Raw genomic sequence first — 26619 nt, forward strand, 5'->3', positions numbered from 1 at the left:
CACTTGGGTGCGTTGGCCTCCCGATTCTAACACAAAACTGAATTCAGTCGTCTCCCGTTGGTCGGTTTATTTGTTGGCAAAAATTCATCTCACCGCTAACCTAACGGTGTAGCGGGAGTCCTCTTTTTGCATTGAAGATAGGCGTTTTGATTCCCCAGTGTCCCTGGGTACAATGCATCGAGTTTTATTGCTAATAGTGCTTTCACACCAGTTCTTTGCTTTCGTGGAGGTTCCGGCAACCCTAAAGCAGTGGATGCTATAGCGTATAAGCCTACCTTTCACTCTCACAAGCCCGGAAGAACATTCCTGTATAGCCGTTTGCATCTTTTATAACACTAAAACCGCCTTATATCCCACCGTCAAATTTACAATTATGACGGGGGACTTACGGCGGATAGGTTAACCTAGGGGCGATTCGTCCCGGAGGCTCCTAAAATGAAAAGAGTTTTTTGGGTGAGAGCCAAGATGATGGAATGGTCGATTGCGGATGTGCAGGGGTTAGCCATTGTGGATCGTGAGATCGGCTCGCACCGCTTTCGCCCCGCTGAATATGAACTCGTCCGGCGGGTGGTCTATCACACGGGGGATCTTGACTATGTGGGGTTGTCGGGTTTTGCCGAAGGGGCGATCGCATCGGGAGCCGCCGCCCTCGCTGCCCGCACCGCCATTATTGTCGATGTGCCGATGGTCATGACCGGCATTCTCCCCATCATCCAAAGCACCTTTTGTAATCCCGTTTTCTGTGCCAGCGCCGTCCCCCCCGATGTCCAAGACTCACGCTCCCTCGTTGCCCAAGGCATGGTTTCCCTCGCCAACCAATACCCCGAAAGCATTTTTATCGTCGGTCAAGAGATTGCCGCCCTCAATGTCTTGATCGAATTAATCGAAGCCGAAGACATTCAACCGGCCCTCGTGGTGGGCGCAGCGGCAGGCTTTATGGATGCGGATGTGTCTAAAGAACGCCTTCAGGATTCCATGGTTGCCAATATTCGCGTCAGTAGCCGCAAGGGGGGGCCAGGGGTGGCGGTGGCGTTGGTGAATGGTTTGGTGGCGTTGGCGGCTCATGCGTATCTGCAAGGTTGATCGGCTGGCAGCTTGGGCCACGGCAGGATAACCACCACACCCAAATTCAGGCCCCATTGTTCACAAGCATTGATTTATAGCGATCCTAAATCAATCGGAGATCTTATCTCCTCATCAACAAGGGGCTTAAGCCCCTTGCCTGTTCATGAATCAAATAAAGATTGCGATAGATCAATAGAATTGTGATGGATCGATGATGATGCCCAGTTGCTCTTCCATGAGTTGGGCCATCATTTCTGGGGTGAGGGGGCCGTCCGCTGATCTCGGCCCTTGGAGAAATCGTTTGATGGTCATTTTGCGATCGCGAAAATCCCGGACAAAATCCCGCACTATCCTTAAACCTTCGATCTCCGCCTCCGCCTCCTCGATCATCTGCTCAAACATATCAACTTGCTGCCGCTTGGCCTGGCGATAGAGCGTCACCATTTCGCCTTCGTGGGTATGATTGCGCAGATGCCGCAATTCTGCCTTAATCCCCTCATATTGGTCGCGCAGATTTTTGTTTTCCTGCCGCAGTTTTTTACAGGTGCGCTCCACATCGTCCCCCTGTTCCACGGCGGTAAATCGGTCTTCAAAACTTTGCTGCTCTAGTTCGAGCAACCGCGCAAAATCCCCGTCCTGATAGGCCCGGTTGATTTCTTTCATAATTTCGGTGTTTTGGTTGTGGGTGTCTTGATCCGTGGCGCGATCGGGGTGATATTGGGACGCGAGGCGGAGAAAGGTTTGGCGCATTTCCCGCTGATTCGGGGCGGCCTGATCTTTGGCGGAGGGCGATCGCGCCTCGTCATTCGCCCTCGATGGGTCGAACGCATCGGCATCATCGTCGAACTCGTCCCTAAACGAATTGTCAAACCCCGCAAACGGATCATCAAACTCCTCATCCTCCTGTCCAGGGATGGGGCGGTGACTCAGTACCCCTTGCCACTGAAGGGACTTGTACAGGCGTTGAATTTTTTTCACGGTTTGTTGACCAAATTTCCGTGTGGTGAAAAGTTCGGCAAACAGGCTGTGGATCTCTGCGTCGAGGGCTTGCAGTTGCGCCCTCGGTTCGGCAGAACGCTCAAACATTTCTGTGATCAGCGATCGCATCTGGGTGATGAAGTTGTCCAATTCTGTGCGCTTGCGGCGAATTTGCTTTAACAGCCAGGCGCGATCGGCATTGAGTGCCGCCAATTGTTCATGAAAAGACGAGAGGGCGAGGGCTGGGTCTGGGGCTGATGGTGTAGAGGCTGCCTCCTTTTTGTTCGCGTTCCGTCGTGCCATGTTGTATCACCCTCTAGGCTGAATCTGCATTAATTCACAGCCTAGCGAATTTTGGAAGGGAGCGAAATCCCCTTCGCCAGGGAGTTGAGGCTGACCAAGGCAATGGCTCAAGGGGTGGCTCTTGGATCACGCCGGGGAATTGTGCTGTCGCACCCGCACCGCAGCAATGCGCCATTAAGCATACCGGTTGAGCAAATCTGAATCTGTCTTTACAAAAATTAATTTTTTGCCCCTGAAACTGTTACAAACTTTCTCCTCCCATGACCAGCGCGATCGCACCCTAACCCCACCCGAAAACCCCACCAAACCCAGCCAGGCCATACCCCTCAATCCCACACCCTGCCCGATTTTGTAAGAATTAATAAGATTTTTCGGCGCTCCGTTCCACCCTCCTTTATGATAGGGGTTAAACTTTGTAAAAAATTGTAAGAAAACGGAGGTTTTACATTGGCTATTCCTCTCCTAAACTATGCGCCGAACAGTCAAAACAGCCGCGTAGCTGGATACGAAGTGGGCACCGACGAACAACCCGTGATTTTCTCCACGGATCGTGTGATGTCTAGCGAAGATATGGGCAACGTCATTGAGGCGGCCTATCGGCAACTGTACTTCCATGCCTTCAAGGCAGATCGCGAAGCGGTGCTGGAATCCCAACTGCGCAATGGCAACATCAGCGTGCGCCAGTTTGTGCGGGGCCTGGTGCTGTCGGATCGGTACAAGCGGAGCTTCTACGACCTCAACAACAACTATCGGTTCGTTGAGCAAACTGTCCAACGGGTTTTAGGTCGTGATGTCTACAGTGAGCGGGAAAAAATCGCCTGGTCGATTACCGTTGCCACCAAAGGGATCGAAGGCTTCATCGATGAATTAATCAACTCCGATGAATATCTCGAAAACTTCGGCGATACCATCGTTCCCTACCAACGTCGCCGCTCCTTGCCGAGCCGTGACCAAGGGGAAATGCCCTTTAACCTCAAGTCGCCGCGTTACGACGCTTACTACCGCTCGATCTTTGGGTTCCCTCAAATCGTGTGGCAAAATTCCGTGCGTCGCTTTGTGCCCCAAGAGAAGCAAGCCAAGGCGGGCGATCCGTCCAACTTCTTGGCTGCGGCTCGGAGCCTCAGTAGTGCCAAAGGGGTCAACACCCCCCGCGTGTCTACCTCAACGGTGAGCATGAGTTCTGTGCCCTATCGGAAGCTGAATGTTTCCATTGGCCCGGAATCCTAGTGCTTCAGTGAACTGATTTAACGTGGATTTCACGCACAGGAAGTCCTAAGGTAACAAGGGTGTTGGGCGATCGCTCACAGATTTTGTTAGCTTGGGGCTTCTTTTTCATGCCCATTCCCGCAAAGTCCACCTATGGCTAAAGAACGTCACACCTTGCACCTGAGCCGCTACTGGACGGTGTTACGACTGTTTTGGGGTACAGCGATCGCCGCTGAATTGGAATACCGCATGAATTTTGCGATCGCCTTCCTCAGTAGTTCCCTCAATCTCACCGGCAGCCTCTTCGGCCTCTTCCTCTTCTATCGCACCGGCTACGAATTTGAGGGCTGGACTTGGCCCGAAGCGATGATCGTCCTCGGTGTCTTCACCCTCCTCCAAGGCTTCGCCGCCACTTGCCTCGTGCCCAACCTGAATCGCATTGTCGATCAGGTGCAAGAGGGAACCCTCGACTTTGTGCTGCTCAAACCGATTAGCAGTCAATTTTGGCTCTCAACCCGGACGGTGTCCCCCTGGGGCCTGCCGGATCTCATTTTCGGCGGTGCGATTATTCTCTACGGCGGCTCCCAACTGCACCTCCATTGGTTCAACTATGGGGCGGGCGTGCTCCCCCTGCTCTGTGGGGCGGCAATTCTCTATAGCCTGTGGTTTATGCTCGGTGCGATGAGCATTTGGTTTGTGAAAATCTACAACGTGACAGAGGTGTTGCGGGGTCTCCTCGAAGCGGGGCGTTTTCCGATGGTGGCCTATCCGGCAACCTATCGCCTCCTCTTTACCTTTGTGATCCCGGTGGCGTTTTTAACGACGATCCCTGCTGAGGTGATTTTAGGACGGGGTGAACCGGTTTGGCTTTGGGGATCGGCGGGGTTAGCGATCGCCCTCCTCGCCGTGGCTCACCAATTTTGGCAATTCGCCCTCCGCTTCTACACCAGCGCCTCCAGCTAAACCCATGGCTCACCCTGGTTGACTGACAACATTAACCAGACCCCGGAAAGCCCTCACCCTAGCCCTCTCCCTAGGGGAGAGGGAACTGGAAAAACGGATCGGCTCCCCTCGCCCTCTGGGAGAGGGGTTGGGGGTGAGGGCTATCAAATCAGTCAACCCATGGCTCACCCTCGGATTTTGGCGACAGGGGCGACTGATCTCGCGTTGAGACGCATACCAGATGGCTTATGCTAAGTAATAATACTCATGCAAGTCACGAGTCTTAAATCATTCGCTATTTTGCTGCATGTTACGTTTTGTAACAGTTAAGATCTAGAGCGTGGCTGCTGTTCAATCTTTGTCCTCAAGAAGAGAATTATGGCTCTTTACCTTGATTCTGCTCAGATTAACGATGCAAAACAGGCGATGGCGTGGGGGTGGGTGAAAGGCATTACAACGAACCCGACCCTGCTTGCCCAAAGTGAGCAGTCTCCGGCTGAGACCCTCGCCGCGTTGGCTCAACTCTGTCCGGGAGAGCTTTACTATCAACTCATGGCATCTACCCTAGATGACATGCTCCGGGAGGGCCATCAGGCGGCGGAGTTGATCGGGTCGCAAACGGTGTTAAAAATTCCTGCGACCCCGATGGGATTTCAGGCATTGGCACAGCTTTCGCCCCAGATTTCCTGTTCTGTGACGGGAATTTACCATCCGGCTCAGGCGGCCGTGGCCGGTGAAGGGGGGGCAAAATATGCGATCGCCTACGTTAACCGTGCCACCCGTTTGCTCGGTGACGGCATTATTCTCGTCGCTGAAATGGCACAAATACTCCGCAACAGCCCGACGCGCATCCTTGCCGCCAGCCTTAAATCCCCCGACGAAGCCGCCGCCGCCCTCCAAGCCGGAGCCGATCACCTTACCTTACCTCTGGCGCAATTACAGGCTCTGGCCACCCATCCCCTATCGGAAAAAACCGTGCAGGAATTTGCTGAAGGTGGATGTGGATTGGAGATCAGACCTTAATCGCTAAAGCCGCGAAAGATGCTGAAGGCTTCGATTTCTTGGTTTTGGCTCTCTAGGGCGGTGGCAATGCGATCGCAGACAATATCGCAGATCTTGAAAATGCTCGGATCAGCAATTTCGTAATACACACTCACCCCTTGGGGCTGGCGGTTCACCATGCCCAATTGAGTTAACAGCTTTAAATGCTTCGACACATTGGCTTGCCCTAACCCAGTGGCATCAATGATTTCCGTCACATTTTTAGAACCAGACTTCAAACAACACAAAATTTGCAGCCGGCTCACCTCGGATAACACCTTGAAATACTCGGCAATCCGATTGAGCACTGTGGGCGAAATCTGCGCGATCTGATTGATTCCACAATCCATAACATTACTATCCCCAAGAAAACTCTACGGTTTTTGATCAATCATCATATTACTATATGATAATATGATTTGTACAAGACTTATGTGTAACCCTCTCCACCCATTATGTTATTCCGTCAACTCTTCGATCCTGAAACTAGCACCTATACCTATCTCATCGCCGATCGCACCACCCGTGAGGCGATTCTCGTCGATCCGGTGATCGAACAAGTAGACCGCGATGAACGACTTTTAATAGAACTCGGACTCACGCTCCGGTATTGTCTTGAAACCCATATCCATGCCGACCATATCACCGGCACGGGAACCCTGCGCGATCGCACTGGCTGTTCTGGCGTAGCCCCCCGCAAATCCGGCATTGTCTGCGCCGATGTGCCCTGTGATCATGGCGATCGCTTCACCATCGGCGACATCACCGTGACCGCGATCGCCACCCCCGGTCACACCAACTGCGACATGAGCTACTTAGTCAACGACACCCACCTCCTCACCGGCGATAGCCTTTTCATCCGAGGCTGTGGCCGTACCGACTTCCAAAGCGGCGATGCGGGTCAACTCTATGATTCAATCACCCAGCAATTATTTACCCTGCCGGATCATGTCCTCGTCTATCCGGGTCACGACTATCGCGGCCAAACCGTCTCCACCATTGGCGAAGAAAAGCAACATAATCCCCGCCTGGCCGGACAAAGCCGTGATCAGTTCATTGCCCTCATGGGTAGCCTTGATCTCCCCAATCCGAAAAAAATCATGGAAGCAGTGCCGGCAAACCAACATTGCGGCCAAGTCGCCTAGACTCGCCACTTTTCACGTTTCACGTCCTAACCTATTCACCCCTACCCTTCGGAGTATCCATCCATGACCACGATTAACACCCAACTCGAAGCGATCGCCCCCGCCACCCTCCAACAATGGTTAGCAGAAGATCGCGTCACCCTCGTTGATGTGCGCGAACCCTCCGAACATGCCGGCGAAAAAATTGCCGGGTCTCACCTCGTCCCCCTCTCCCGGTTTGAACCCGCCCAACTGCCCCACGCAGACGGCAAGCCTGTCGTCCTTTATTGTCAAACCGGCAACCGTTCCACCGAAGCCGCCCGCCATCTCATCCTTGCCGGCTATGAATCCGTCATTCACCTCGACGGCGGCATCACCGCCTGGAAACAAGCCGGACAGCCCACCCAGATCAACAAAAACGCACCGATCAGCATCATGCGCCAAGTGCAAATCATTGCCGGGAGTTTAGTTCTCACGGGGACTCTCTTGGGGTTGGTTTCGCCGTGGTTCTTGATTTTGAGTGGGTTTGTGGGCGCGGGGCTAACCTTCGCGGGGCTGTCGGGAACCTGCGCCATGGCGATGCTGTTGGCGAAACTCCCCTACAACCAACGAGTGAGCTAACGTCCCTCGCCCACCGGGCTACTCCTGCTATGTGAGTGAGCCAGAGGCTCACACTCCCTGGAATTCTCTGGAGTGCGAGCTTCTCGCTCCCTGCCCTGACGGAGTAGCCCACCGGGAGGGGACAACTGAAAAAGTGACACAGGGTAACACCTGCGATCGCCCCTCCCCCTTTGATAATGCAGCGATAATGGAGCCAATCAGCCTGGCAAAGGTCGCCCCAAGCGTCAAGAATGCGATCGAAAACCGTGAAGATTCTTTGCACTCCTTAAGACTGTGATACGATTTGGGTGAAACCAAGCAACCGTCAAAACGCTGATCAGACGCATGATAGAGAGTCATAGAGGAGCACAACCAGCATGAGCAACGCACAACACACCGTGACCCCTCAGCGCCCTCTGCATCGACCTATCCGCATCGGCGTTATTGGCGTAGGCAACATGGGTCAACATCATACCCGCGTCCTCAGTTTGCTCAAAGATGTGGAACTGATGGGCATCTCTGACCTCAACGTCGAGCGCGGTCTCGACACTGCCAGCAAATACCGCATCCGTTTTTTTGAAGACTATCACGACCTCTTTCCCCACGTTGATGCCGTCTGTGTTGCCGTCCCCACCCGCCTGCACCATCGGGTCGGTATGGATTGCCTCCGCGCTGGGGTTCATGTCCTGATCGAAAAACCGATCGCTGCCAGCATCACCGAAGCCGAATCCCTCGTTAATGCCGCCGCCGAATCCCACTGCATTCTCCAAGTTGGCCACATTGAACGCTTTAACCCCGCCTTCCAAGAACTGAGCAAAGTCCTGGCCACGGAGGAATTGCTGGCGATCGAGGCCCATCGCATGAGTCCCTATTCCGATCGCGCCAATGATGTGTCCGTCGTGTTGGATCTGATGATCCATGACATTGATTTAATGCTGGAATTGGCGAAATCGTCCGTGGTCAAAGTCACCGCCAGCGGTAGCCGGGCCTCCGATTCCGGCTATCTCGACTACGTGACCGCCACTCTCGGCTTTGCCAATGGCATCGTCGCCACCCTCACCTCTAGCAAAGTCACCCACCGCAAAATTCGCCGCATTGCCGCCCATTGTAAACATTCCCTCACCGAAGCAGATTTTCTCAATAACGAAATCCTCATCCACCGCCAAACCACCGCCAACTGCATGACGGACTACGGCCAAGTCCTCTACCGTCAGGACGGCCTAATCGAAAAAGTCTACACCAGCAACATTGAACCCCTCCACGCCGAGCTAGAGCATTTTGTGAACTGTGTGCGCGGTGGCGAAAAACCCTCGGTGGGCGGTGAACAGGCGTTAAAGGCGCTGCGCTTGGCTAGTGCGATCGAAAAGATGGCCCTTGATGGTCAGGTGTGGCAAAACGAGGATTGGCAGCCGGGCCAAGGGGCGGTGCAAAACTTGAATGGTGCGATCGCTAACGCCTAGGGCAGATCAAGGGACTGAGCGAGTCTAGTCTAGCGACCTTGGGGCAGGGTTCGGATGGGCAAGACCCGCAAGATTCTGTTGCCTAATTTTAGGAAAGTGCGATCGCAATGGTAATTCTTGACCAAAACCAATGGGTTTCAAGCCTCGCCCTTCTAGGGCGACTTTAGGTAGAATAGCGCCATGAAAGTCCGATACGAGTACAGAATCTACCCAACACGAGGACAGCAAACCAAACTCGCTCAACTATTTGGCTGCTGTCGCGTTGTGTGGAACGATGCCCTGTACCAGAGCAAACAAGCCGAAAAACTCCCCAAAAACAGCGACCTCCAGAAAACCTGCATCACCCGAGCCAAACAGACAGTCGAACGGGAATGGCTTTCAGAAGTCTCCAACATCCCCTTGCAGCAATCCATTATTGATTTAGGAGTTGCCTTTAAAAACTTCTTCACCTCCCTAAAGGGCCAGCGCAAAGGTCAGAAAGTCAACCCACCGCGATTCAAAAAGAAAGACAATCGGCAAACCGCAAGATTCACCAGAGGAGGATTTAGCCTCAAAGGCCAAAAAATCTACCTGGCCAAAATCGGCAACTTGAAAGTGAAATGGTCACGCCCCCTCCCCAGCGACCCCTCATCCGTCACTGTGATCAAAGACCGAGCCGGCCGCTACTTCCTGAGCTTTGTGGTTGAGATTGAACCCGAATGGATTCCCGCCTTATTTCCCAGTGTCGGGATTGATTTGGGACTGAAGACCTTTGCCGTCTTGAGTACCGGAGCAAAGATAGAAGCGCCTGATTACGCTCAACTCGACCGCAAAATCAGACGAGCGCAACGCCGCTTATCGAAACGAGTCAAAGGCTCCCAACGATATCACCGCCTCCGCCTCAAAATTGCCCAACTCAAAGCCAGACAGCGAGACCTCCGTAAAGACTTCCTGCACAAGCTCTCCACCAGAGTCGTTCGTGAAAACCAAGCGATCGCCCTAGAGGATTTGAATGTGTCAGGGATGGTCAAGAATCGGAAACTCTCACGGGTTATTTCCCAAGCAGGCTGGCGAGAGTTTCGAGTGATGTGTGAGGCGAAATCAACGAAGTTCAATCGTGAATTTCAGGTGATTAACCGTTGGGAACCCACGAGCCAATGTTGTTCAGACTGTGGTTATCGGTGGGGCAAGTTGGATCTCTCGGTGCGAGAAGTGGTGTGCCTGAACTGTGGCAGTTTCCACGACCGGGATATCAATGCAGCCAGGAATATTGAATCCGTCGGGGTTGGGCAAACCCACGACGTTAAACGGACAGGGAGAGAAGGTAAGACCCCAACTGGGGCGGTTCTCGATGAGCTGTCTACCCATCAGGAAGTTGGCCATTTGGCTCGCTAGACTGGGAATCCCCACGCCTTTAGGCTGGGGAGGATGTCAAATTTTCAAGCCCCATGGATTCGGCAATGATCGCAACGGCATCAATATGATTAACTGAAAAGCGGTTAACCGGAATGCTTCGGGTTAGCCCTGTCCTCAATTTTTGACAATACCTATGTACGACGTTTACGGGATTGGTAATGCCTTGGTGGATATGGAGTACGAAGTCACTCCCGAACAACTGGCAGCACTCAACATCGACAAAGGCGTGATGACCCTTGTGGATGAACTGCGCCAAGGGGAAATCACCGCCGCCCTCAAGAATTTAAACCCGAAGAAAACCAGCGGTGGATCGTCAGCCAATACCCTCGTCACCGTGGCGCAGTTGGGGGGGAAAGGGTTTTATTCCTGTAAGGTGGCCAACGATGAAACGGGCGGCTTTTTTATGGCGGATCTGCTCGCATGTGGCCTAGATACGAATTTGCAACATCAACACCGCAGCGATGGGATCACCGGAAAATGTTTGGTGTTGGTGACTCCCGATGCCGATCGCACCATGAATACATTTTTGGGCATTTCGGGATCAATTTCCACCACAGAAATTGATCAACGGGCGTTGAATCAGTCGAAATACATCTACACCGAAGGGTATTTAGTCACCTCCCCCACGGGGAAAGAAGCGGCGGTGGCGGCGTTGATTTTGGGGAAAACGGCGGGGGCGAAAACCAGCTTTTCCCTCTCTGACCCGAATATGGCGAAGTTTTTCCGGCCGGGCCTGCTGGAGATTATCGGCGCTGGGGTGGATCTGCTCTTTGCCAATGAGGCGGAGGCGTTGGCATTGGCCCAAACCGAGAGTTTAGAGGCTGCGATCGCCTACCTCAAAACGATCGCGCACACCTTCGCCCTCACCCAAGGCCCCAAAGGCTCCCTTGTGTTTGACGGCGAAACCCTCCACGACATCGCGCCGGTCACCGTGGAAGCGATCGACACCGTTGGCGCCGGGGACACCTACGCCGGGGCCTTCCTCTACGGCCTCACCCACGGCATGGACTACGCCGCCGCCGGACATCTCGCCTCCCAAGCCGCCGCCAAGGTCGTGACCCAATACGGCCCCCGCTTGGCTCCGGAGGTACTGCCCGCTCTCCTCACCGCTTAACAGCCTTTTCCCAAACCCGTTAAGATCGCCCAAGAACACCCAACCGTAGGAAGTTATGGAATTTGAGGCTGCCACATCTGCCGATGCCGTTATTAAGCAAAATCTGGAACAGTTTTTAGTGGTGCTCACCGTGTCCCTCAGTGTGGCGACGGTGTCTCGAATTTTTAGCTGGTTTCGCCGCATTCCCTATACCCTGCTCTTGGTGATTGTGGGGTTGGGGTTGGCGTTTGTAAATGTGCGCTTGGTGAACCTGTCACCGGAATTAATTTTAGAAATATTTCTGCCGCCCCTGTTGTTTGAGGCGGCGTGGAATATTCGCTGGCGGGATCTCCAAGAAAGTTTGGTTCCGGTGGGGTTGTTTGCGATCGCCGGTGTGATCATCTCCGTGTTGGGGGTCGCCCTCCCGATCAGCCAATTTACCGGCCTCTCCCTCCCCATCGCCCTGCTGCTGGGGGCGAGCCTCGCCGCCACCGATCCCGTCTCCGTCGTCGCCCTCTTTCGGGAACTGGGAGCCGGGAAACGCCTCACCGTCGTCATGGAAGGGGAAAGCCTCTTTAATGATGGCGTGGCGGTGGTGGCATTCCTGTTGTTGGTGGGGATTCCTTTGGGGGTGGAAGAATTTTCGATTCCCGTCACCGTGGCGCGATTTGGGACATTCGTGGGCATTGGGGCTGGGTTGGGCTGTTTAATCGGCTATGGCATTTCCTACCTGACGCAGCGGTTTGATTTTCCCCTCGTGGAACAGTCGTTAACCCTGGTCTCAGCCTACGGAACCTATCTCCTCGTCGAGGAATTGGGGGGATCGGGGGTGATTGGGGTGGTAACGGTGGGGCTGATTTTGGGGAACTTTGGCTCCCGGATTGGCATGAGTCCCCGGACGCGCTTGATTGTCTCGGAGTTTTGGGAGTTTCTCGCCTTTTTCGTCAATTCCATCGTCTTTTTGCTGATTGGCGATCAGATTAACTTTGGCAGTTTGAGTAAGAATCTGGATCTGATTGCGATCGCGATCCTTACCGTTGTCGGTACGCGCTTCGTGGTCATTTTCGGCCTCGGCTACCTGAGCAACGCCCTCAAGGGCAGCACCTTTAACTGGCGTGAGTTTACCGTCCTCTGGTGGGGTGGCCTGCGGGGTGGTGTCTCCATTGCCCTCGCCCTCAGTGTGCCCGCGATCCTCGACGGTCGCCAGGAAATCATTGATGCGGTGTTTGGGGTGGTGCTGTTTACCCTCCTCGTCCAGGGCCTCACCACGCAAGTGTTTCTCAAACGCTTGGATCTCGTCGGGGATCAACCCCAACGCCAGGCCTATTCCGAAGCGATCGCCCGTCGTACCGCCCTCAATCGCGTTCTCAAGTTCCTCGCTGAGGTGGAACAATCCCCCGACATTGACCCCGACTTCTACCGCTATCAACAGCAACTGGTGCGCGGCCAACTGCGGGACGTGGAAGATGGGATCACCAAGCTGCAAACCCAAAACCCCCAACTCCTCGCCATCACCATGGAGCAACTCCGCGAAGAACTCGTGGACATCGAAGCAGACACCTACGCCGAATATATTCGCGCCGGTCGCCTCAATCGCAACCTGTCCCCCGTGCTTCAAAGCGTGTTGGATCAAGCGATTGAAAAGGTGATGACGGAGGATGAGGCCTAAGCTCGCATCAGGCGGTTGATCGAACGTCTAGAGGTGCGATCGCTTGTCACTCGTGGGGCTTGGCTTGATCGTAGTGCCACGGCACAGCTAAAATAATGCTGAACTGTAGGGTGGGTTAGGCGGCTTAAATACAGACTATTACTGCAATCTAGCAATCCGCCGTAACCCACCGATTAAGACGTGCCACGACTATTCGGATTGTCTTTCTTGAATGTCCAACGCTCAACGTGACGGTGCGTTACGCTTCGCTAACAGCACCCGACAAACATCCTAATTCTTGGCATTGACGCTGCACTAGGGGGCGATCGCTCAAATCTTAAGACAATCTAAACATTTACATTATTTCACCCCTAACTCTTGCACATTGACACCACTTTAAGATAGATAAATATGCAGTGAACCTCACTTTTTTAGGGTCTCCCCCTCGTGAAAATTGTCAGCATGGGAGACAACAGGACAACATTTAAAACCACTACCTCAATAAAACTGAAAGAAAGCGTATGACTCAACAAGTTGCTCACCCGATGGTGAAGTTACAACGCAAAGTGCGCTCATTGGTGGATTCCAACATCCTCAAGCCGGGCGATAATATTTGGAAAATTGCGTTCCTCTACGGCGACGATTGGAGCTTCTGGAAGCATGAACTCCTTGAGTTTGGCTTTTCGATGCAAGATCCCGTCAGTGAAATTCTCCTCGTGGAAGCCTGGGATGAAGATTAAAGCGTTGCAATGCTGGAATCACGCCATTGCATAGATAAGAAGTGATAATATATCTCTGCATTAAGCATCAATACGATAATGATCGAATCTGATCCCATGGCAATTTAATTCAATTTAATCTCAAAAAAAGGCCACGATCGCGGCCTTTTTTTTGAAACCTGAACCCATTGGAGCGCTAGGCATTCCATGGATCGGGATTGATGAGGGGATGCGATCGCAGAGATAGATCCCCCCAAAAAATACACCGCCATCCCTGCTGCATAATGCGCTGCACCGGGCTGGCTCCCGTCTTGATCCCCGGATTTCCACACGGTCACGACTCTTAAACAACCCTTAAACAACGGCGATCGCTTCATCAATTTTCTTGAAAGAGTATGAAGCTTGTGGGGGTTCGCCGAGGGACTTCCTATCATGGGACATGAGGTAGAAGGCCATAACTCTCCCCCATTCAGTTGAGGGCGGGCCGATGGACTGTTTCTATCCTCAGGCTGTAACGGAGGGCCATCCATGGTCGCAACAGAAAGTTCCACATCCCCCCATCAGACTCTCGATCGAGACTGTACCACCCTATCTCGCCATGTGCTTCAGCAACTGATGAAAACCGGCAAGGCCTCGTCATTGCTGGCCCCCGAAGCCCAAGACATCAGTGCCATCATGAATCGCCTGGGCCTCGCCGCGAAATTGATTTCCCGGCGGCTCAGTCAGGCCGGACTCATGGCCAATGCTTTGGGGTTTACCGGCGATGTGAATGTGCAAGGGGAATCCGTGAAGCGGATGGATTGGTATGCCAATGAGGTGTTTATCTCCGTGTTTAAGCAGAGTGGCTTGATCTGCCGTCTGGCTTCGGAAGAAATGGAAGACCCCTACTATATTCCGGAAAATTGCCCCATTGGTCGCTATACCCTGCTCTACGACCCCATTGATGGCTCTTCTAACGTGGATATTAATCTTAATGTCGGGTCGATTTTCTCGATTCGGCAGCAGGAAGGGGACGACCTCGACGGCAAGGCGACGGATTTGCTACAAGATGGCCATCAACAAATTGCGGCGGGCTATATGCTCTACGGCCCGGCAACGGTGCTGGTGTATTCCGTCGGCGATGGGGTGCATTCGTTCTTCCTCGACCCCAGTTTAGGCGAATTTATTCTCGCTGAGGAATATGTCAAGATTCCCGAACATGGCCCGGTGTACAGTGTCAATGAAGGGAATTTCTGGGCGTGGGATGATCCCCTGCGGGATTACATTCGCTATGTCCATCGCCATGAGGGCTATACCGCTCGCTACAGTGGCGCGTTGGTGGGCGACATTCACCGCATCTTAATGCAAGGGGGGGTGTTTCTGTATCCGGGAACACGGAGTAAACCAGAGGGTAAGCTACGCTTGCTGTATGAATCGGCTCCCTTGGCGTTTTTGATTGAGCAGGCGGGGGGACGCGCCAGTACTGGACTCGGCCCATTGATGGATGTGGTTCCTAGTGAATTACATCAACGCACACCGCTGATCATCGGTTCTCAGGAGGATGTGCAGTTAGTGGAATCTTTTATTCAAGATCGGGCGAATCGCGATCGCCCGTAATTTCAGAGTTTAACGATCTCGGTTCGACACCATCGCAGAGATCTTAACTATCGATGTCGCATTGTTATGACCAGGAGTATTGACCCAATGACCATTACTAACCCTATTTTGGCGATCGCTAAAGACTATGGCCAAAGTATCTGGATGGATAATCTCAGCCGAGATTTAATCGAATCCGGGCAACTCAAGGAGTTGATGACCTCACGGGGCATCTGTGGGATCACCTCCAATCCGGCTATTTTTGAAAAAGCGATCGCGGGCAACAAAATCTACGACGCGGATATTGCGGCGGGGATCAAAGCCGGGAAATCCATCACGGAAATCTATGAATCTCTGGTGTTTGATGATATTCGGGCGGCCTGCGACATTTTCAAGCCGGTCTATGATGCCACCGAGGGCCAAGATGGCTATGTGAGCATTGAAGTCCCCCCGACGATCGCCAACGATACCGACAGCACGATCCGCGAAGCCCGGCGCTATGCCGAAGCGATCGGTTGTGAAAATGTGATGATTAAAATCCCCGGCACGCCGGAGGGGTTGCCCGCCGTGACGGCGACGATCGCAGCGGGGATCAGTGTCAATGTGACGCTGCTCTTTTCGGTGCAGAGCTACATTGAGACGGCGTGGGCTTATATTGCGGGTCTCGAACAGCGGGCCGCAGCGGGCCACGAGATTGGCTCGATTAAGTCTGTGGCGAGTTTCTTCCTCAGCCGGATCGATAGCAATATTGACGATCGCCTCGATGCCAAGGTGGCCGCTGGGGTGGACGCTGCCACGGCGGCGAAATTGCAGGGGCTGAAGGGGAAAATTGCGATCGCCAACGCTAAGATCGCCTACCAAGAATATAAGGAGATTTTCAGTAGCGATCGCTGGCAAGCCCTCGCAGCCCAAGGAGCCACCGTGCAACGCCTCCTCTGGGCCAGCACCAGCACCAAAAACCCCACCTACAGCGATGTGATGTATGTGGATGAACTCGTCGGGCCCAACACCGTCAACACCCTGCCCCCCAACACGATCGAAGCCTGCGCCGACCACTGCGACCCGGCGAACCGGATCGAAACCGATCTAGAAAAAGCCGAAGGTGCGATCGCCACCCTTGCTGATCCCGATGTCGCCATCGACCTTGATGCCGTCATGGACGAACTTTTAGCCGAAGGTATCGACAAATTCATCAAACCCTTTGAATTCCTGATGGATTCCCTCGCCGCCAAAGTCGATCAGCTTGCCCCCGTCCCCTAGCCCGACGCGGTGGGAGACTCGTCTCCTCCCGCCCACCCTCCCCCGTCCCATCCATCCCAATCAGCATGGTTACATTACTTGACAATCCCCTGCGCATCGGACTGCAACAAGAACGCACCCCCGAACCCTTAATCATCACGATCTTCGGAGCTTCGGGCGATCTCACCCAGCGCAAACTCGTTCCCGCCCTCTATCAACTCAAACAGGAACGCCGACTCCCCCCAGAAGTGACCATTGTCGGCGTTGCCCGCCGGGAATGGAGCCATGACTATTTTCGGGAACAGATGCGCGAAGGCGTTGAGCAATTCGGCACTGGGATCGGCAGCGAAGAAGCCTGGGAAGACTTCGCCAAGGGCCTCTTCTACTGCTCCGGCAACATGGATCAGCAAGACAGCTACCAAAAACTGAAAACCTTCCTCGCTGAACTCGACGAAACCCGCAAAACACGCGGCAATCGCGTCTTTTATCTCGCCGTCTCACCGGGCTTTTTTAAGCCCGGTTTGCGCAATCTCGGAGCCGCCGGGATGATTAGCGACCCCGTGAAAACCCGCGTCGTGATTGAAAAACCCTTTGGGAAAGATCTCGGCACTGCCAAATCCCTCAACCGCGTCGTGCAACAAGTCTGTCGCGAAGAACAGGTCTACCGGATTGACCATTACCTCGGCAAAGAAACCGTACAGAATATCCTCGTCTTTCGCTTTGCTAACGCCATTTTTGAGCCGCTCTGGAATCGGCAATTTGTCGATCATGTGCAAATTACCGTGGCGGAAACCGTGGGAGTAGAAGACCGGGCCGGCTATTACGAAACCTCTGGGGCGCTGCGGGATATGGTGCAAAACCACCTGATGCAAATTTTGGCGATTACCGCCATGGAGCCGCCCAACTCCCTCGAAGCCGACGCGATTCGCAATGAGAAGGTGAAGGTGTTGCAGGCGATGCATTTGGCGGATGTGCATAATTTGGAGCGATCGGCGATTCGCGGGCAATATAGTGCGGGCTGGATGAAGGGCCAACCGATTCCGGGCTACCGCGAAGAAGCCAACGTCAACCCGGAATCCCTCAATCCCACCTTTGTGGCGATGAAATTGATGATCGACAATTGGCGTTGGAAGGGTGTGCCGTTCTATCTCCGCACCGGGAAGCGATTGCCGAAGAAGGTGACGGAAATTGCAATTCAATTCAAAGAAGTGCCGTTGCTCATTTTCAAATCCGCTGCTCAACAGGCGAACCAAAATATTTTGGCGATGCGGATTCAACCCAATGAGGGGATCGCGCTGCGGTTTGAAGCGAAGATGCCGGGGCCGGACTTGCGGACGCGGACGGTGGATATGGATTTCAGCTATGGCTCCTCCTTTGGGATGCAAACCGCTGATGCTTATCACCGTCTGTTATTGGATGCGATGCTGGGGGATCAAACCCTGTTCACCCGTGCTGATGAGGTGGAGGAAGCGTGGCGTGTGGTGACTCCGGCGCTGAGTGCGTGGGAAGCCCCGGCCGATCCGAGTACGATTCCCCAATATGAGGCGGGAACCTGGCAACCGCCGGAAGCGGAGTTGTTGATGAACCGGGATGGCCGTCATTGGCGCAGGTTGTAAGTCTCTCTGGTGGGCAATGGCCCGCCTTCTGTCATTTCTTGGCCTGTGCTCTCGTGGGTAATGTCCACCCGACCCAATTTTGTCTTGTTTGTTCACTGTTCACTGTTTGAAAACCGATAGGGATCATGATTATGCAGACCTCTTCCCCTCCGTTAGTTCCGCTTCAGGCTCCGAAAGATGTCTCGATTGATGAAATTGAGGCATCCTTACGGGAAATCTGGCAAAGTTACGCCACGGGTGATGATGGTTTAGCAGCCACACGGGCGACAACGTTTAGTTTTTTGGTCTATGAGCCGGACGGGACGCAGCATTATTTGTCGGCGTTGGGGTTTTATACGGGGCCTATTGATGGGATCAATGGGGCTCGCACAAAAGCGGCGGTTAAGGCGGCGCAAAAGTCCTATGGGTTTGAGGTGACGGGTCAGGCGGATGAGGCGTTGGTGAATCGGCTCCAGGCAGAGTTTAGTCAGTTGATTGCCCGTGATAAGCAAACGCCGGAAAATTTGCGCACGGCGGCCCAATATGCGCCGGATTTGGAGGGGGTGGGAATTGCGGATGCGATCGCTGCCTCCAACCCCTGCCGGATCATTACCCTCTGTCCCACCGTCGGCGAAGACGAAGGAGTTACCGCCCAAGTCTCGGCCTATTGCCCGATTCAAAAACGGAGCGGCAGCACCCTCGTTTGTTGCGAATACATCACCCTGCGAGGCACAGCCAACGCCCTCGAACGGATCGGCGGCGTGATCTCCGCGTTGATGATCCAAGACCTCCCGAAATTCATCTGGTGGAAAGCGACCCCGCACCTGGATTTTGACCTGTTTGAACGCCTCACCCAAGACTGCGACAGCTTGATTGTGGATTCCAGCAGCTTTAGTCACCCGGAAGCGGACTTGGAAAATTTGGGGCAGTTGATCGATCAACGGTTGGTGATTGCGGATCTGAACTGGCGACGGTTAGCCCCTTGGCAGGAGTTGAGCGCCGAGGCCTTTGATCCCCCGGAACGCCGTAACCATATTTGGGAAGTGGATCAAGTGGTGATCGACTACGAAAAAGGCAACCCAGCCCAGGCGTTGATGTTTTTGGGGTGGTTGGCCAGTCGTTTGCAATGGGTTCCCGTGAGCTACCACTACGAGGGCGGTGATTATGACATTCGCCGGATTCAACTTACCGGGAAACATAACCGCACCGTTGAGGTGGAACTCGCCGGTATTCCAACGGCGGACTGGGGCGAGATTCCGGGGGATTTAATTAGTCTCAAATTAGCTTCGAGTAACCCGAAGGCGGATTGTGGGACGGTGCTTTGTTCGGAAACGACGGGCTGTATGCGGATGGAAGCCGGGGGCGGTGCGCAATCCCTGCGGATTAACCAAGTGTCGTCCTTGACGGATCAAAAGACGGAGCAGCTTTTGGGCCAACAGTTGCAACGCTGGGGCCAAGAGGTGCTTTACAACGAAAGTATGCTGCTGACCCATAAGATTTTGCAGTTGGCCCCGGATGACTTAACGGAACATTAAGGCGCGATCGCACTCCTAATCCTCAATCCCGTTGTGTATCCCCTGCATGAGAGGATTGGGGTCAGATTTTGAATCAGTGAGCGGGAGCTCGCACTGCCATGGCCTTGAGCTTGTGTTGTGCGAGCCTCGCTACCTTCTCGCTCACGGCCCTAACTTCATCCGTTAGGGGCGATCGCGCTCTAGATCCGCAATCACTTTTTCCAAATACCACACCTCTGAGCGGCCCGGAAACTCCGATTTGGCCTGTTGAATCAGCCGTTCAGCGATGCCCCACTGGCCACCCACGAGGGCAAGGAGGGCTTGATGGCGGGGGGTTTCCGGTTGTGATGCGGTGGGTAGGCTGGAGCCTTGGAGAGTTTTGAGGTGGTCGAGGATGGCTTGATAGCGGGGCCAATCTTCCTGTTGGCAGTAGAGACTGGCGGCCTGTTGGTAGTCGTCGCAGGCTTGGCGGAGGTTTTCCTGTTTAATCTGGGCTTGGGCACGGTGGACATAGGCGATCGCACTTTTGGGATCGAGTTCAAGGGCGTGGGTGTAGTCCGCGATCGCATCCCCGTAGGCCTGCTGGGCGTGGTGAATATCACCCCGCGCCACCCAGAACCCCGCCGCGTTTGGGTTCAACGCCAATGCCGCCTCCAAATCCGCCAACGCGCCCCCCGCTTCGCCCATCTGACCGCGCACCTGGCCGCGATAACACAGTGCGATCGCATCCTGGGGGTTGAGTTGAATCGCCCGATTCAGATCCGACAGGGCCGCGAAAGACTGCGATAAATGATGCTGCGCCCACCCCCGACAGCGATAGGCGTTGCCATCCGCCGCCCCATTGTGCAGCAACCAATCCAACTCTTGCCGCACCGTTTCCGCTTCCCCGGCTTCAATGCGGGCGATCAGTTGTGGGTAAATTAGGGCGGCAGGCTTGGGGGTGGGAGTGGCGGGACTGTTAAGCGGCGGTGGGGCGGCGGATTTGGGCTTCAGGGGGGCAATTTTGTCTAAGCAGCGACGACAGGCCGCCGCATTTTTGGCCTTGAGATAGAGATCCGCTGCGGTTTTAAAACTGGCGATCGCCCCTGTCACATTGCCCTGTTTGCGGTAAAGCGTGCCTTGGAGTTCGTGGGACGCGGCATCGGTGCGATCGCGCTGGATCGCCGATTCAACATCCTGTTGCGCACCGGGAAGATTCCCCAACGCCAACCGCACCAACGCCCGACCGTAATACAGTTTCGGGTTGTCGCGATCGCGTTCGAGGGCTTGGGTATAGTCGGAAATCGCGCTGTGAAGTTGACCCGCATCAAAATAGGCGATCGCCCGTTGACCATAGGCCGCCGCCAAGTCGGGATAGTCTTGGAGAATCGCGGTAAAGGTGGCGATCGCCCCGGCAAAATCGCCCTGCTGACGTTGCTCAATCCCCCCACGCAAAACATCATCATCCATAGTCTTCCCTGCAACGGTGCTCTTTTGGAGTCTAATCCAGCCCATCCCAGAACGCCAACCCAAGCCGCTCTTCTCAACGGAAAAACGGGATCGCTATCATATATAGGTAGATGATTGCGTTTGATATCCTCCACATTCAAGGATTGGTTTATGATTGTCGTCGCCAAAACACGCCCCGATCAGCGGGCCGAATTTATCCAAAAAACCTACGCCCACCTAGCCGCTGCGATCGGTGGGTTCATCGTCGTTGAATTCTTCCTCTTCACCACTGGCATTGCTGAGGGCTTTTTTAACCTGCTGATTGCGACCGGCATGATTGGCGGGTTTGCTTTGATAGCAATCTTTTCCCTAGTCGGGTGGTATGCCCGCGAACTCGCCACGAAAACCGAATCGATCAATCAGCAATACATGGGACTTGGTCTTTATGCGGTGGCTCAGGCGGTCTTTTTCGCACCGTTGCTCTACATGGCCGCCACATTTTATGATCCCACCGTCATCCCCACCGCCGGAATCTTAACGCTGCTGCTGTTCGGGGGATTAACACTGGTGGCCTTTACCACAAAAAAAGACTTCACCTTTCTCGGCGGCATCTTGAAAATCGGCGGTTTCGTAGCGATCGGGGTGATTATTTGTAGCGCAATTTTTGGTTTTCCATTAGGGTTACTCTTTTCCTCGATCATGGTCGTTTTTGCCTCAGCGGCCATTCTCTACGACACCTCAAAAGTGATGCGCCATTACCGCACTGATCAATATGTGGCGGCATCGCTGGAACTCTTTGCGTCCGTTGCACTGCTGTTTTTGTATATTCTGCGGATTGTGATGGCATTGTCTTCGCGGGAGTAATGGCCGCACCGATCCAGATTTGGTTATTAAACTTTGAAGCGATCGCCCCCCACACCGATCGCTTCTTTGCTGTGCTAAACCCCGCCGAACAACACCGCGCCCACCGCTATCACCACAAGCGCGATCGCCAACGCTTCACCCTAACGCGGGGCTGTCTCCGCCACCTCCTCAGCCCCTGCATCGATCGCGCCCCCCAAGACATCCCCTTCACCACCACCCCCACCGGCAAACCCGAATTAACCCAATCCCCGTGGCAATTCAACGTCACCCATTCCGGCGCATGGGGCGCGATCGCTCTCCATCCCCATCACCCCGTTGGCATTGACCTTGAAACCATCCGCCCCTTGCCCAACGCCCTGGATTTAGCCCGCCGCTTCTTTTGCCCCGCCGAAGCCGATGCGATCGCTGCCCTCCCCCCTGCCCAGCAACAAACCGCCTTCTTCACCCTCTGGACTCGCAAAGAAGCCTATTTAAAAGCCACCGGCGCAGGCATCACCGGCTTAAAAACCGTCGAAATATCCCACACCTCCCCCCCGCAAATCCTCGCCCTGCACCCCCCCGCGCCGCCCTGGTATCTCGCCGATTTACCCCCGCTGCCCAACCTGCGCGGTGCGTTCGCAATCCAACGCCAGCCCGATGCTGTTGAATACCATTGGCTGAACGCGATCGCCGCGTTACCCATCGTCATCCATCCTTAAAACATCCCAGGACTGCACCCGATCACCACGGACTGCCGATGAGGGTAAAGCCCGACCAATAATAGGGATGGCTGAGGGTGCGATCGCCAAACCGGGACAATTCCGGCGGTAATTCAACACTGCTGTTTTTACTGACAAGACGACCATTTTGTAGTGCCGTATTGCGATTTAATAATGCTAATTGGGACTGCCGTAACGCCTCCGCTTTCGTGGGCATTTGGGTCAGTTGTTGATAAAAGCCCTGCATTAATGCCAAAGTGGCTAAATCATTGGCATACCAAATACTTGCTAAAGCGGAATTCACCCCCGTTTTCACCGCCAAACCCGCAAAGCCAAACTCCGCCTCCTCACTCCCAAACGCCGTCCGACAGGCACTCAACACTAATAAATTCACCCGCTGTTGTTGCCAGGGAATCACTTCAATCGCCTCTAAGGTGAGGGGTTGATCCCACAGTTGAATATAGGAGTTTTCCCGGTGGCCCGCTTGAAATTCTGCATGGGTGGCGAGGTGAACAATATCAACCGGGTTTTGTTGGGTTTGTTGCCAATTGGCTAAGGTAACTTGATCATTGAATAGCGTTGTGGCATGGGCAGTAGCATGAGCGATCGCTGCTAATTCTGCTGGCACAGCCGGTAAATCAGATTGAGTTTGAAAATCAGAAATTCCCATCGCCAAAACCGAAGCACGTTGGAGGTTAGTGTAATGGGTTTGGGTTAGGGATAAGCTCGGTACTAAACTCAGATTATACTGTTCAATTAAAAACTGATTACCATCATACAATGCCGCCATTGGCACAGCCCGCAATCCTGCATCTAAACTAAACACCAATGATTGAATATTAAAGCGTTTTAAATCTGCCTTTAAAGGCGCAATTAACCATTGATAAAGCTGTTCAGCATCGGGGCGATAACTCACGGTTTGACGACGTACCGGATCACCGATTTCAAGTCTGAGGCTTTGGACGGTTTCTAATAACTCGGTTTGGCTCACTGGCACAGTATAGGCAATGGGTTGACCCACCGGCGGGACGAGGAGTAAATCTAGTTGATCCGGTCGGACAAAAGCATAGATGATCGCGGAGTTAATGCCTGTGGCTTCACTGCGAGTTTTTAAAATTCCCTGCATTTCTAAAACACTCAGGGTGCGTTGTGGTAACTCAATACCGAGTTGTTCCGCAAATTCAGCACTATACAATTGATCCAAGGCGGCGATCGCTGCTTCTAGATCATCACCCAAAATGGAGTTATGGATGAGGGTGCGATCGTAACCTCTCGTCTCACCTTGAGCGTGAGAATCGAATAAACCCCTCGCTTCAAATCGATCGAAATCTGATAAAGATTTAGGACTTTTACGGACGATGCTTTGAGTCAAGGGCGGAAATGAAGGTCGTGGCGAAACTACATTATCCGTCATCTTAAAGTCTTCAATCTGAAAGACTCCCAGGGTTCCAGTGGCAGAATTATTCACTAAATCCACCTGTGCAGGACTACCGTAGTTTGAATAATCTAACGTGTCTTTTCCTGGCCCTCCGTCTAACACACCGCCAAAATTCACAGCATTACCAAAAATGAATGTATCGGATGCAGTCCCGCCCTGAATTTTTTGAACATTCTGAAACCCAAACGATACTTGATCATTACTCATCCGACCCTGTTGGGTTCCTTGCAGTAACCAGTTTGTATCTTGATTAAACCCTGTCAGTTGCTGCGCACCGATAATTGTTAATGGCGCACGATTGATGAAATCAATCGTGACTGGATTATTGATAAATTCGATTGTTCCCTTACTATTCGGATTTCCTAATTGAGTTGAGCTAAATCCTTGAAATTGACTGAGTTCTGATGTTGATAAATCCCAGGCGGGTGTGCTGCCATTTTGACCGACTTGAATATCCTTGTCCATCGTAAACGTACTCAGGCTCAATGATCCTGTGCCTTCAATGGGGGATTTGATCGCCGAAGCATTGGCGGCAATGGTTAATGAACCCGTGCTGATGCCAACGCCTCCCGATTGATTATGGATCGTGATACTGTTCGCGCTAAGTTTTACATTTTGGGCGGTGATCCGTTCTCGTAATACAATTGTATTTTGAGCATCAAAGGTGAATGCTGTACCCGTGAGAGAAGCCTTGGAAATAATGGAATTTGCCCGAAATGTCACGCTGGGACTCAAGAAGTTGAGATTGGCAGAACTATCGATTTCAATTTCATCCGTTGCTTCTAACAAAAGCGTGCCTGATTGAGCATTGAGCGCCGTATCAGAGAGGGTAAATATAGATCCGGGACTATTGTTTTGCAGGATGCTGGGTAATTGATCATCGTTGATTGCGAGGGCCGCGTTCACAATAAAGATTTTGGTCGGGTCGAGGTAGAGGGTTCCGTTCGTACCATGGGGGGCGGTGAGGTTGGCTTGACCGTTGTAGGCGAGATTATCCCGTGATGACACTTCGATGAATCCACCATCACCGCCTTGGTTGCCCCCTCGTGCTTCGAGGGAACCCAGAAAGGCGGTGGCTTCGTTAGACCAAATTAAAATATCACCGCCGTTGCCTGCTGGGGCGGTGGTGTTGGCTCGAATGGTGCTGGCTTGATCGACGATGACCCGGTTTGCGTTGGTGCCGATGGTGATTTGGCCGCCGTTGGTGCCGGATGCGTCAAGGGTGGTGGCGGTGAGGGCAATGCGATCGCCCTCAACTTGGATCATTGGGGTCTGGGTCGCATCTGTGGTCTGGGTGTCAAGCTCACCGGACAGGGCCACAAGACCGGGTGACACCGGCACGGCCAGATCAGACCCATTAAGCTGCACCGTACCATCGCCATTGAGCGCAATACTGGCCAGATCCGTAGGGCCGGTGAGCAGTTGGGGTAATTCCAGGGCGGTGATATGGCCGGGACGGGTGGCGGCGTTGGGGTCTATTTCGAGGCTGAGGAGTTGATTGGGTTGGGAAATCCGAATCCGGGATGAATTGGGAACACCCACGATCTGAATCGTGCCTCCGGGTGCGTTGAGTTGTCCGGTATTGATCACGGTTTTACCGACCAAGCCTAAGCGTTGCCCAGGGTTGACCTGCAACTGCCCTGCATTAATCACCGTGCCACTGTCGGTATCGCTGAAGATCAAGCCTTGGGGTGACCCGACCAGATCAGCGTAGGTGTTGTTTTGGTAGGCGTGAAATGTGCCGTTGGCGAATTCGATGCCGGTGGCGGTGGTGGCGAGGAAATCAGCGGGAACGTTGAGATGGGCATTGGGGCCAAACACAATACCGGCGGGGTTCATGAGGTATAGGTTTGAGTTGCCGCCGATGACGCTGATCAGACCATTAATGAGGGAAGGGTTACCGCTGACCACGCGGGTCAAGATGTTGCGGATGCTGGGATTGCTCAAAAATTGAGCGGTTTCGCTGGCACTGAGGCCGAAGTCTTGAAAACTATGGAAGAGGTTTTGGTCAATGGTTGTGCCGCCCTGAATCGTAAATTGGTTGCCGTTTTGGATGACGGTGGTTCCGGTTCCATCGGGTGCTGCGGTGATGGATTGGGCCAGGGCTGGTGCTCCGGGGAGGGGGGCGAGGAGGAGGAGGCTAAGGAGGGTGAGGGCGGTGGTGGCTGGGCGACGGGAGGGGGAAGGAGAAGGCTTGACAGACGCGAGGCTCACAGCCGGGTGATCGAGGGGAGCGGACTGCTGGACAAGATTAGCGTCATAGTGAAACTCATGGGGATGGTTCTTCATACGGGGGAGGTGGTCAACGGGGGAGAGTCGGAAGCCTATTGCGATCGCCTTAACCGACCCACGCTTTGAGCTTCGGTCTGATCGCTCATTTGGATACCCCCTCACTCAATCGAATGACCTGTCAGATATCTTAAGATTATTTGTTGAGAAAGGGGAGAAGTGATTGTGACCTACACAACACTTCTCCCCCTGTCTTCGAGACTGTCAATCAATGATCCGTATGCTTCGTTCAGAGAATAAGATCATTTATCATCATGATCGATGGTCTATCTCAAGTGTCAAAAGAGGACTCCCGTTATAGCCGAAGGCTTAACGGTGAGATGAATTTTGACCAACCAAGAAAACTGAGCGAAGCGAATCCTACAGGGTTGACTTAGTCCTGTAGGAAAGTTAGGATAAGGGGGA

21 protein-coding genes are annotated in these 26619 nt (G+C 53.6%); 17 read left to right on the plus strand and 4 right to left on the minus strand.

The genetic code is table 11. From position 1 onward, the window contains the following. The first annotated feature begins 435 nt into the window (after positions 1 to 435). A complete protein-coding gene (locus PN477_RS13335) occupies positions 436 to 1083 on the plus strand; it encodes a precorrin-8X methylmutase (protein ID WP_272119103.1) in 648 nt (215 codons plus the stop codon). Positions 1084 to 1254: 171 nt separating this feature from the next. Here the strand turns inward: PN477_RS13335 and PN477_RS13340 are convergent, their stop codons facing one another. Then, on the minus strand, positions 1255 to 2346 hold the full coding sequence (locus PN477_RS13340; RefSeq protein ID WP_272119102.1) for a J domain-containing protein: 1092 nt from the start codon (positions 2344 to 2346) through the stop codon (positions 1255 to 1257). Positions 2347 to 2793: 447 nt separating this feature from the next. Between PN477_RS13340 and PN477_RS13345 the strand changes: the two genes are divergently transcribed. From PN477_RS13345 to PN477_RS13355, 3 genes are all read left to right on the plus strand, one after another. Further along, on the plus strand, positions 2794 to 3573 hold the full coding sequence (locus PN477_RS13345) for a phycobilisome rod-core linker polypeptide (protein WP_072622103.1): 780 nt from the start codon (positions 2794 to 2796) through the stop codon (positions 3571 to 3573). 159 nt (positions 3574 to 3732) lie between these two features. Next, positions 3733 to 4515 (plus strand): ABC transporter permease, encoded by a 783-nt coding sequence (locus PN477_RS13350; RefSeq protein ID WP_417158815.1) that lies wholly within the window; start codon positions 3733 to 3735, stop codon positions 4513 to 4515. Positions 4516 to 4872: 357 nt separating this feature from the next. Next, entirely contained in the window at positions 4873 to 5517 is a 645-nt protein-coding gene (locus PN477_RS13355; RefSeq protein WP_272119097.1) for a transaldolase family protein, read from the plus strand. Here PN477_RS13355 and PN477_RS13360 read toward each other — a convergent pair. Next, a complete protein-coding gene (locus PN477_RS13360) occupies positions 5514 to 5885 on the minus strand; it encodes an ArsR/SmtB family transcription factor (protein WP_272119095.1) in 372 nt (123 codons plus the stop codon). The genes PN477_RS13355 and PN477_RS13360 overlap by 4 nt on opposite strands. 105 nt (positions 5886 to 5990) lie before the next feature. Between PN477_RS13360 and PN477_RS13365 the strand changes: the two genes are divergently transcribed. From PN477_RS13365 to opcA, 11 genes are all read left to right on the plus strand, one after another. Continuing rightward, positions 5991 to 6680: an MBL fold metallo-hydrolase gene (locus tag PN477_RS13365; protein ID WP_272119093.1), complete on the plus strand. Its 690-nt coding sequence runs from the start codon at positions 5991 to 5993 to the stop codon at positions 6678 to 6680. A 63-nt stretch (positions 6681 to 6743) separates the two neighbouring features. Then, positions 6744 to 7280, plus strand: coding sequence for a rhodanese-like domain-containing protein (locus PN477_RS13370; protein ID WP_272119091.1), 537 nt, complete (start codon positions 6744 to 6746; stop codon positions 7278 to 7280). Positions 7281 to 7636: 356 nt separating this feature from the next. Next, on the plus strand, positions 7637 to 8719 hold the full coding sequence (locus PN477_RS13375) for a Gfo/Idh/MocA family protein (protein WP_272119089.1): 1083 nt from the start codon (positions 7637 to 7639) through the stop codon (positions 8717 to 8719). A gap of 180 nt (positions 8720 to 8899) precedes the next feature. After that, positions 8900 to 10093 carry an RNA-guided endonuclease InsQ/TnpB family protein gene (locus PN477_RS13380; protein WP_272119087.1) on the plus strand — a complete coding sequence of 398 codons (1194 nt, stop codon included), beginning with the start codon at positions 8900 to 8902 and terminating at the stop codon, positions 10091 to 10093. Positions 10094 to 10247: 154 nt separating this feature from the next. Then, positions 10248 to 11228 (plus strand): adenosine kinase, encoded by a 981-nt coding sequence (locus PN477_RS13385; RefSeq protein ID WP_272119085.1) that lies wholly within the window; start codon positions 10248 to 10250, stop codon positions 11226 to 11228. A 55-nt stretch (positions 11229 to 11283) separates the two neighbouring features. Continuing rightward, positions 11284 to 12876, plus strand: coding sequence for a cation:proton antiporter (locus PN477_RS13390; RefSeq protein WP_272119083.1), 1593 nt, complete (start codon positions 11284 to 11286; stop codon positions 12874 to 12876). Positions 12877 to 13376: 500 nt separating this feature from the next. After that, positions 13377 to 13595, plus strand: coding sequence for a DUF4327 family protein (locus tag PN477_RS13395; protein WP_072622095.1), 219 nt, complete (start codon positions 13377 to 13379; stop codon positions 13593 to 13595). A 507-nt stretch (positions 13596 to 14102) separates the two neighbouring features. Beyond that, positions 14103 to 15170 (plus strand): class 1 fructose-bisphosphatase, encoded by a 1068-nt coding sequence (fbp, locus tag PN477_RS13400; RefSeq protein ID WP_272119080.1) that lies wholly within the window; start codon positions 14103 to 14105, stop codon positions 15168 to 15170. An 87-nt stretch (positions 15171 to 15257) separates the two neighbouring features. Continuing rightward, on the plus strand, positions 15258 to 16409 hold the full coding sequence (gene tal, locus PN477_RS13405) for a transaldolase (protein WP_272119078.1): 1152 nt from the start codon (positions 15258 to 15260) through the stop codon (positions 16407 to 16409). A 65-nt stretch (positions 16410 to 16474) separates the two neighbouring features. Then, entirely contained in the window at positions 16475 to 18004 is a 1530-nt protein-coding gene (zwf, locus tag PN477_RS13410) for a glucose-6-phosphate dehydrogenase (protein ID WP_272119076.1), read from the plus strand. Positions 18005 to 18135: 131 nt separating this feature from the next. Further along, positions 18136 to 19518 carry a glucose-6-phosphate dehydrogenase assembly protein OpcA gene (gene opcA / locus PN477_RS13415; RefSeq protein WP_272119073.1) on the plus strand — a complete coding sequence of 461 codons (1383 nt, stop codon included), beginning with the start codon at positions 18136 to 18138 and terminating at the stop codon, positions 19516 to 19518. Between the two features lie 162 nt (positions 19519 to 19680). Here the strand turns inward: opcA and PN477_RS13420 are convergent, their stop codons facing one another. Next, positions 19681 to 20946, minus strand: coding sequence for a tetratricopeptide repeat protein (locus PN477_RS13420; protein WP_272119071.1), 1266 nt, complete (start codon positions 20944 to 20946; stop codon positions 19681 to 19683). 150 nt (positions 20947 to 21096) lie between these two features. Here PN477_RS13420 and PN477_RS13425 point away from each other — a divergent pair, with 150 nt between their 5' ends. Next, positions 21097 to 21789, plus strand: coding sequence for a Bax inhibitor-1/YccA family protein (locus PN477_RS13425; protein ID WP_272119069.1), 693 nt, complete (start codon positions 21097 to 21099; stop codon positions 21787 to 21789). After that, on the plus strand, positions 21789 to 22487 hold the full coding sequence (locus PN477_RS13430) for a 4'-phosphopantetheinyl transferase family protein (protein ID WP_272119067.1): 699 nt from the start codon (positions 21789 to 21791) through the stop codon (positions 22485 to 22487). Before PN477_RS13425 ends, PN477_RS13430 begins: the two co-directional genes overlap by 1 nt. Positions 22488 to 22509: 22 nt before the next feature. Here the strand turns inward: PN477_RS13430 and PN477_RS13435 are convergent, their stop codons facing one another. Further along, positions 22510 to 26214 carry a CHAT domain-containing protein gene (locus PN477_RS13435; protein ID WP_272119065.1) on the minus strand — a complete coding sequence of 1235 codons (3705 nt, stop codon included), beginning with the start codon at positions 26212 to 26214 and terminating at the stop codon, positions 22510 to 22512. Positions 26215 to 26619 lie beyond the last annotated feature (405 nt).

Origin of the sequence: Spirulina subsalsa CS-330 (genome assembly GCF_028330765.1) — a bacterium.
Lineage (GTDB): Bacteria > Cyanobacteriota > Cyanobacteriia > Cyanobacteriales > Spirulinaceae > Spirulina > Spirulina subsalsa_A.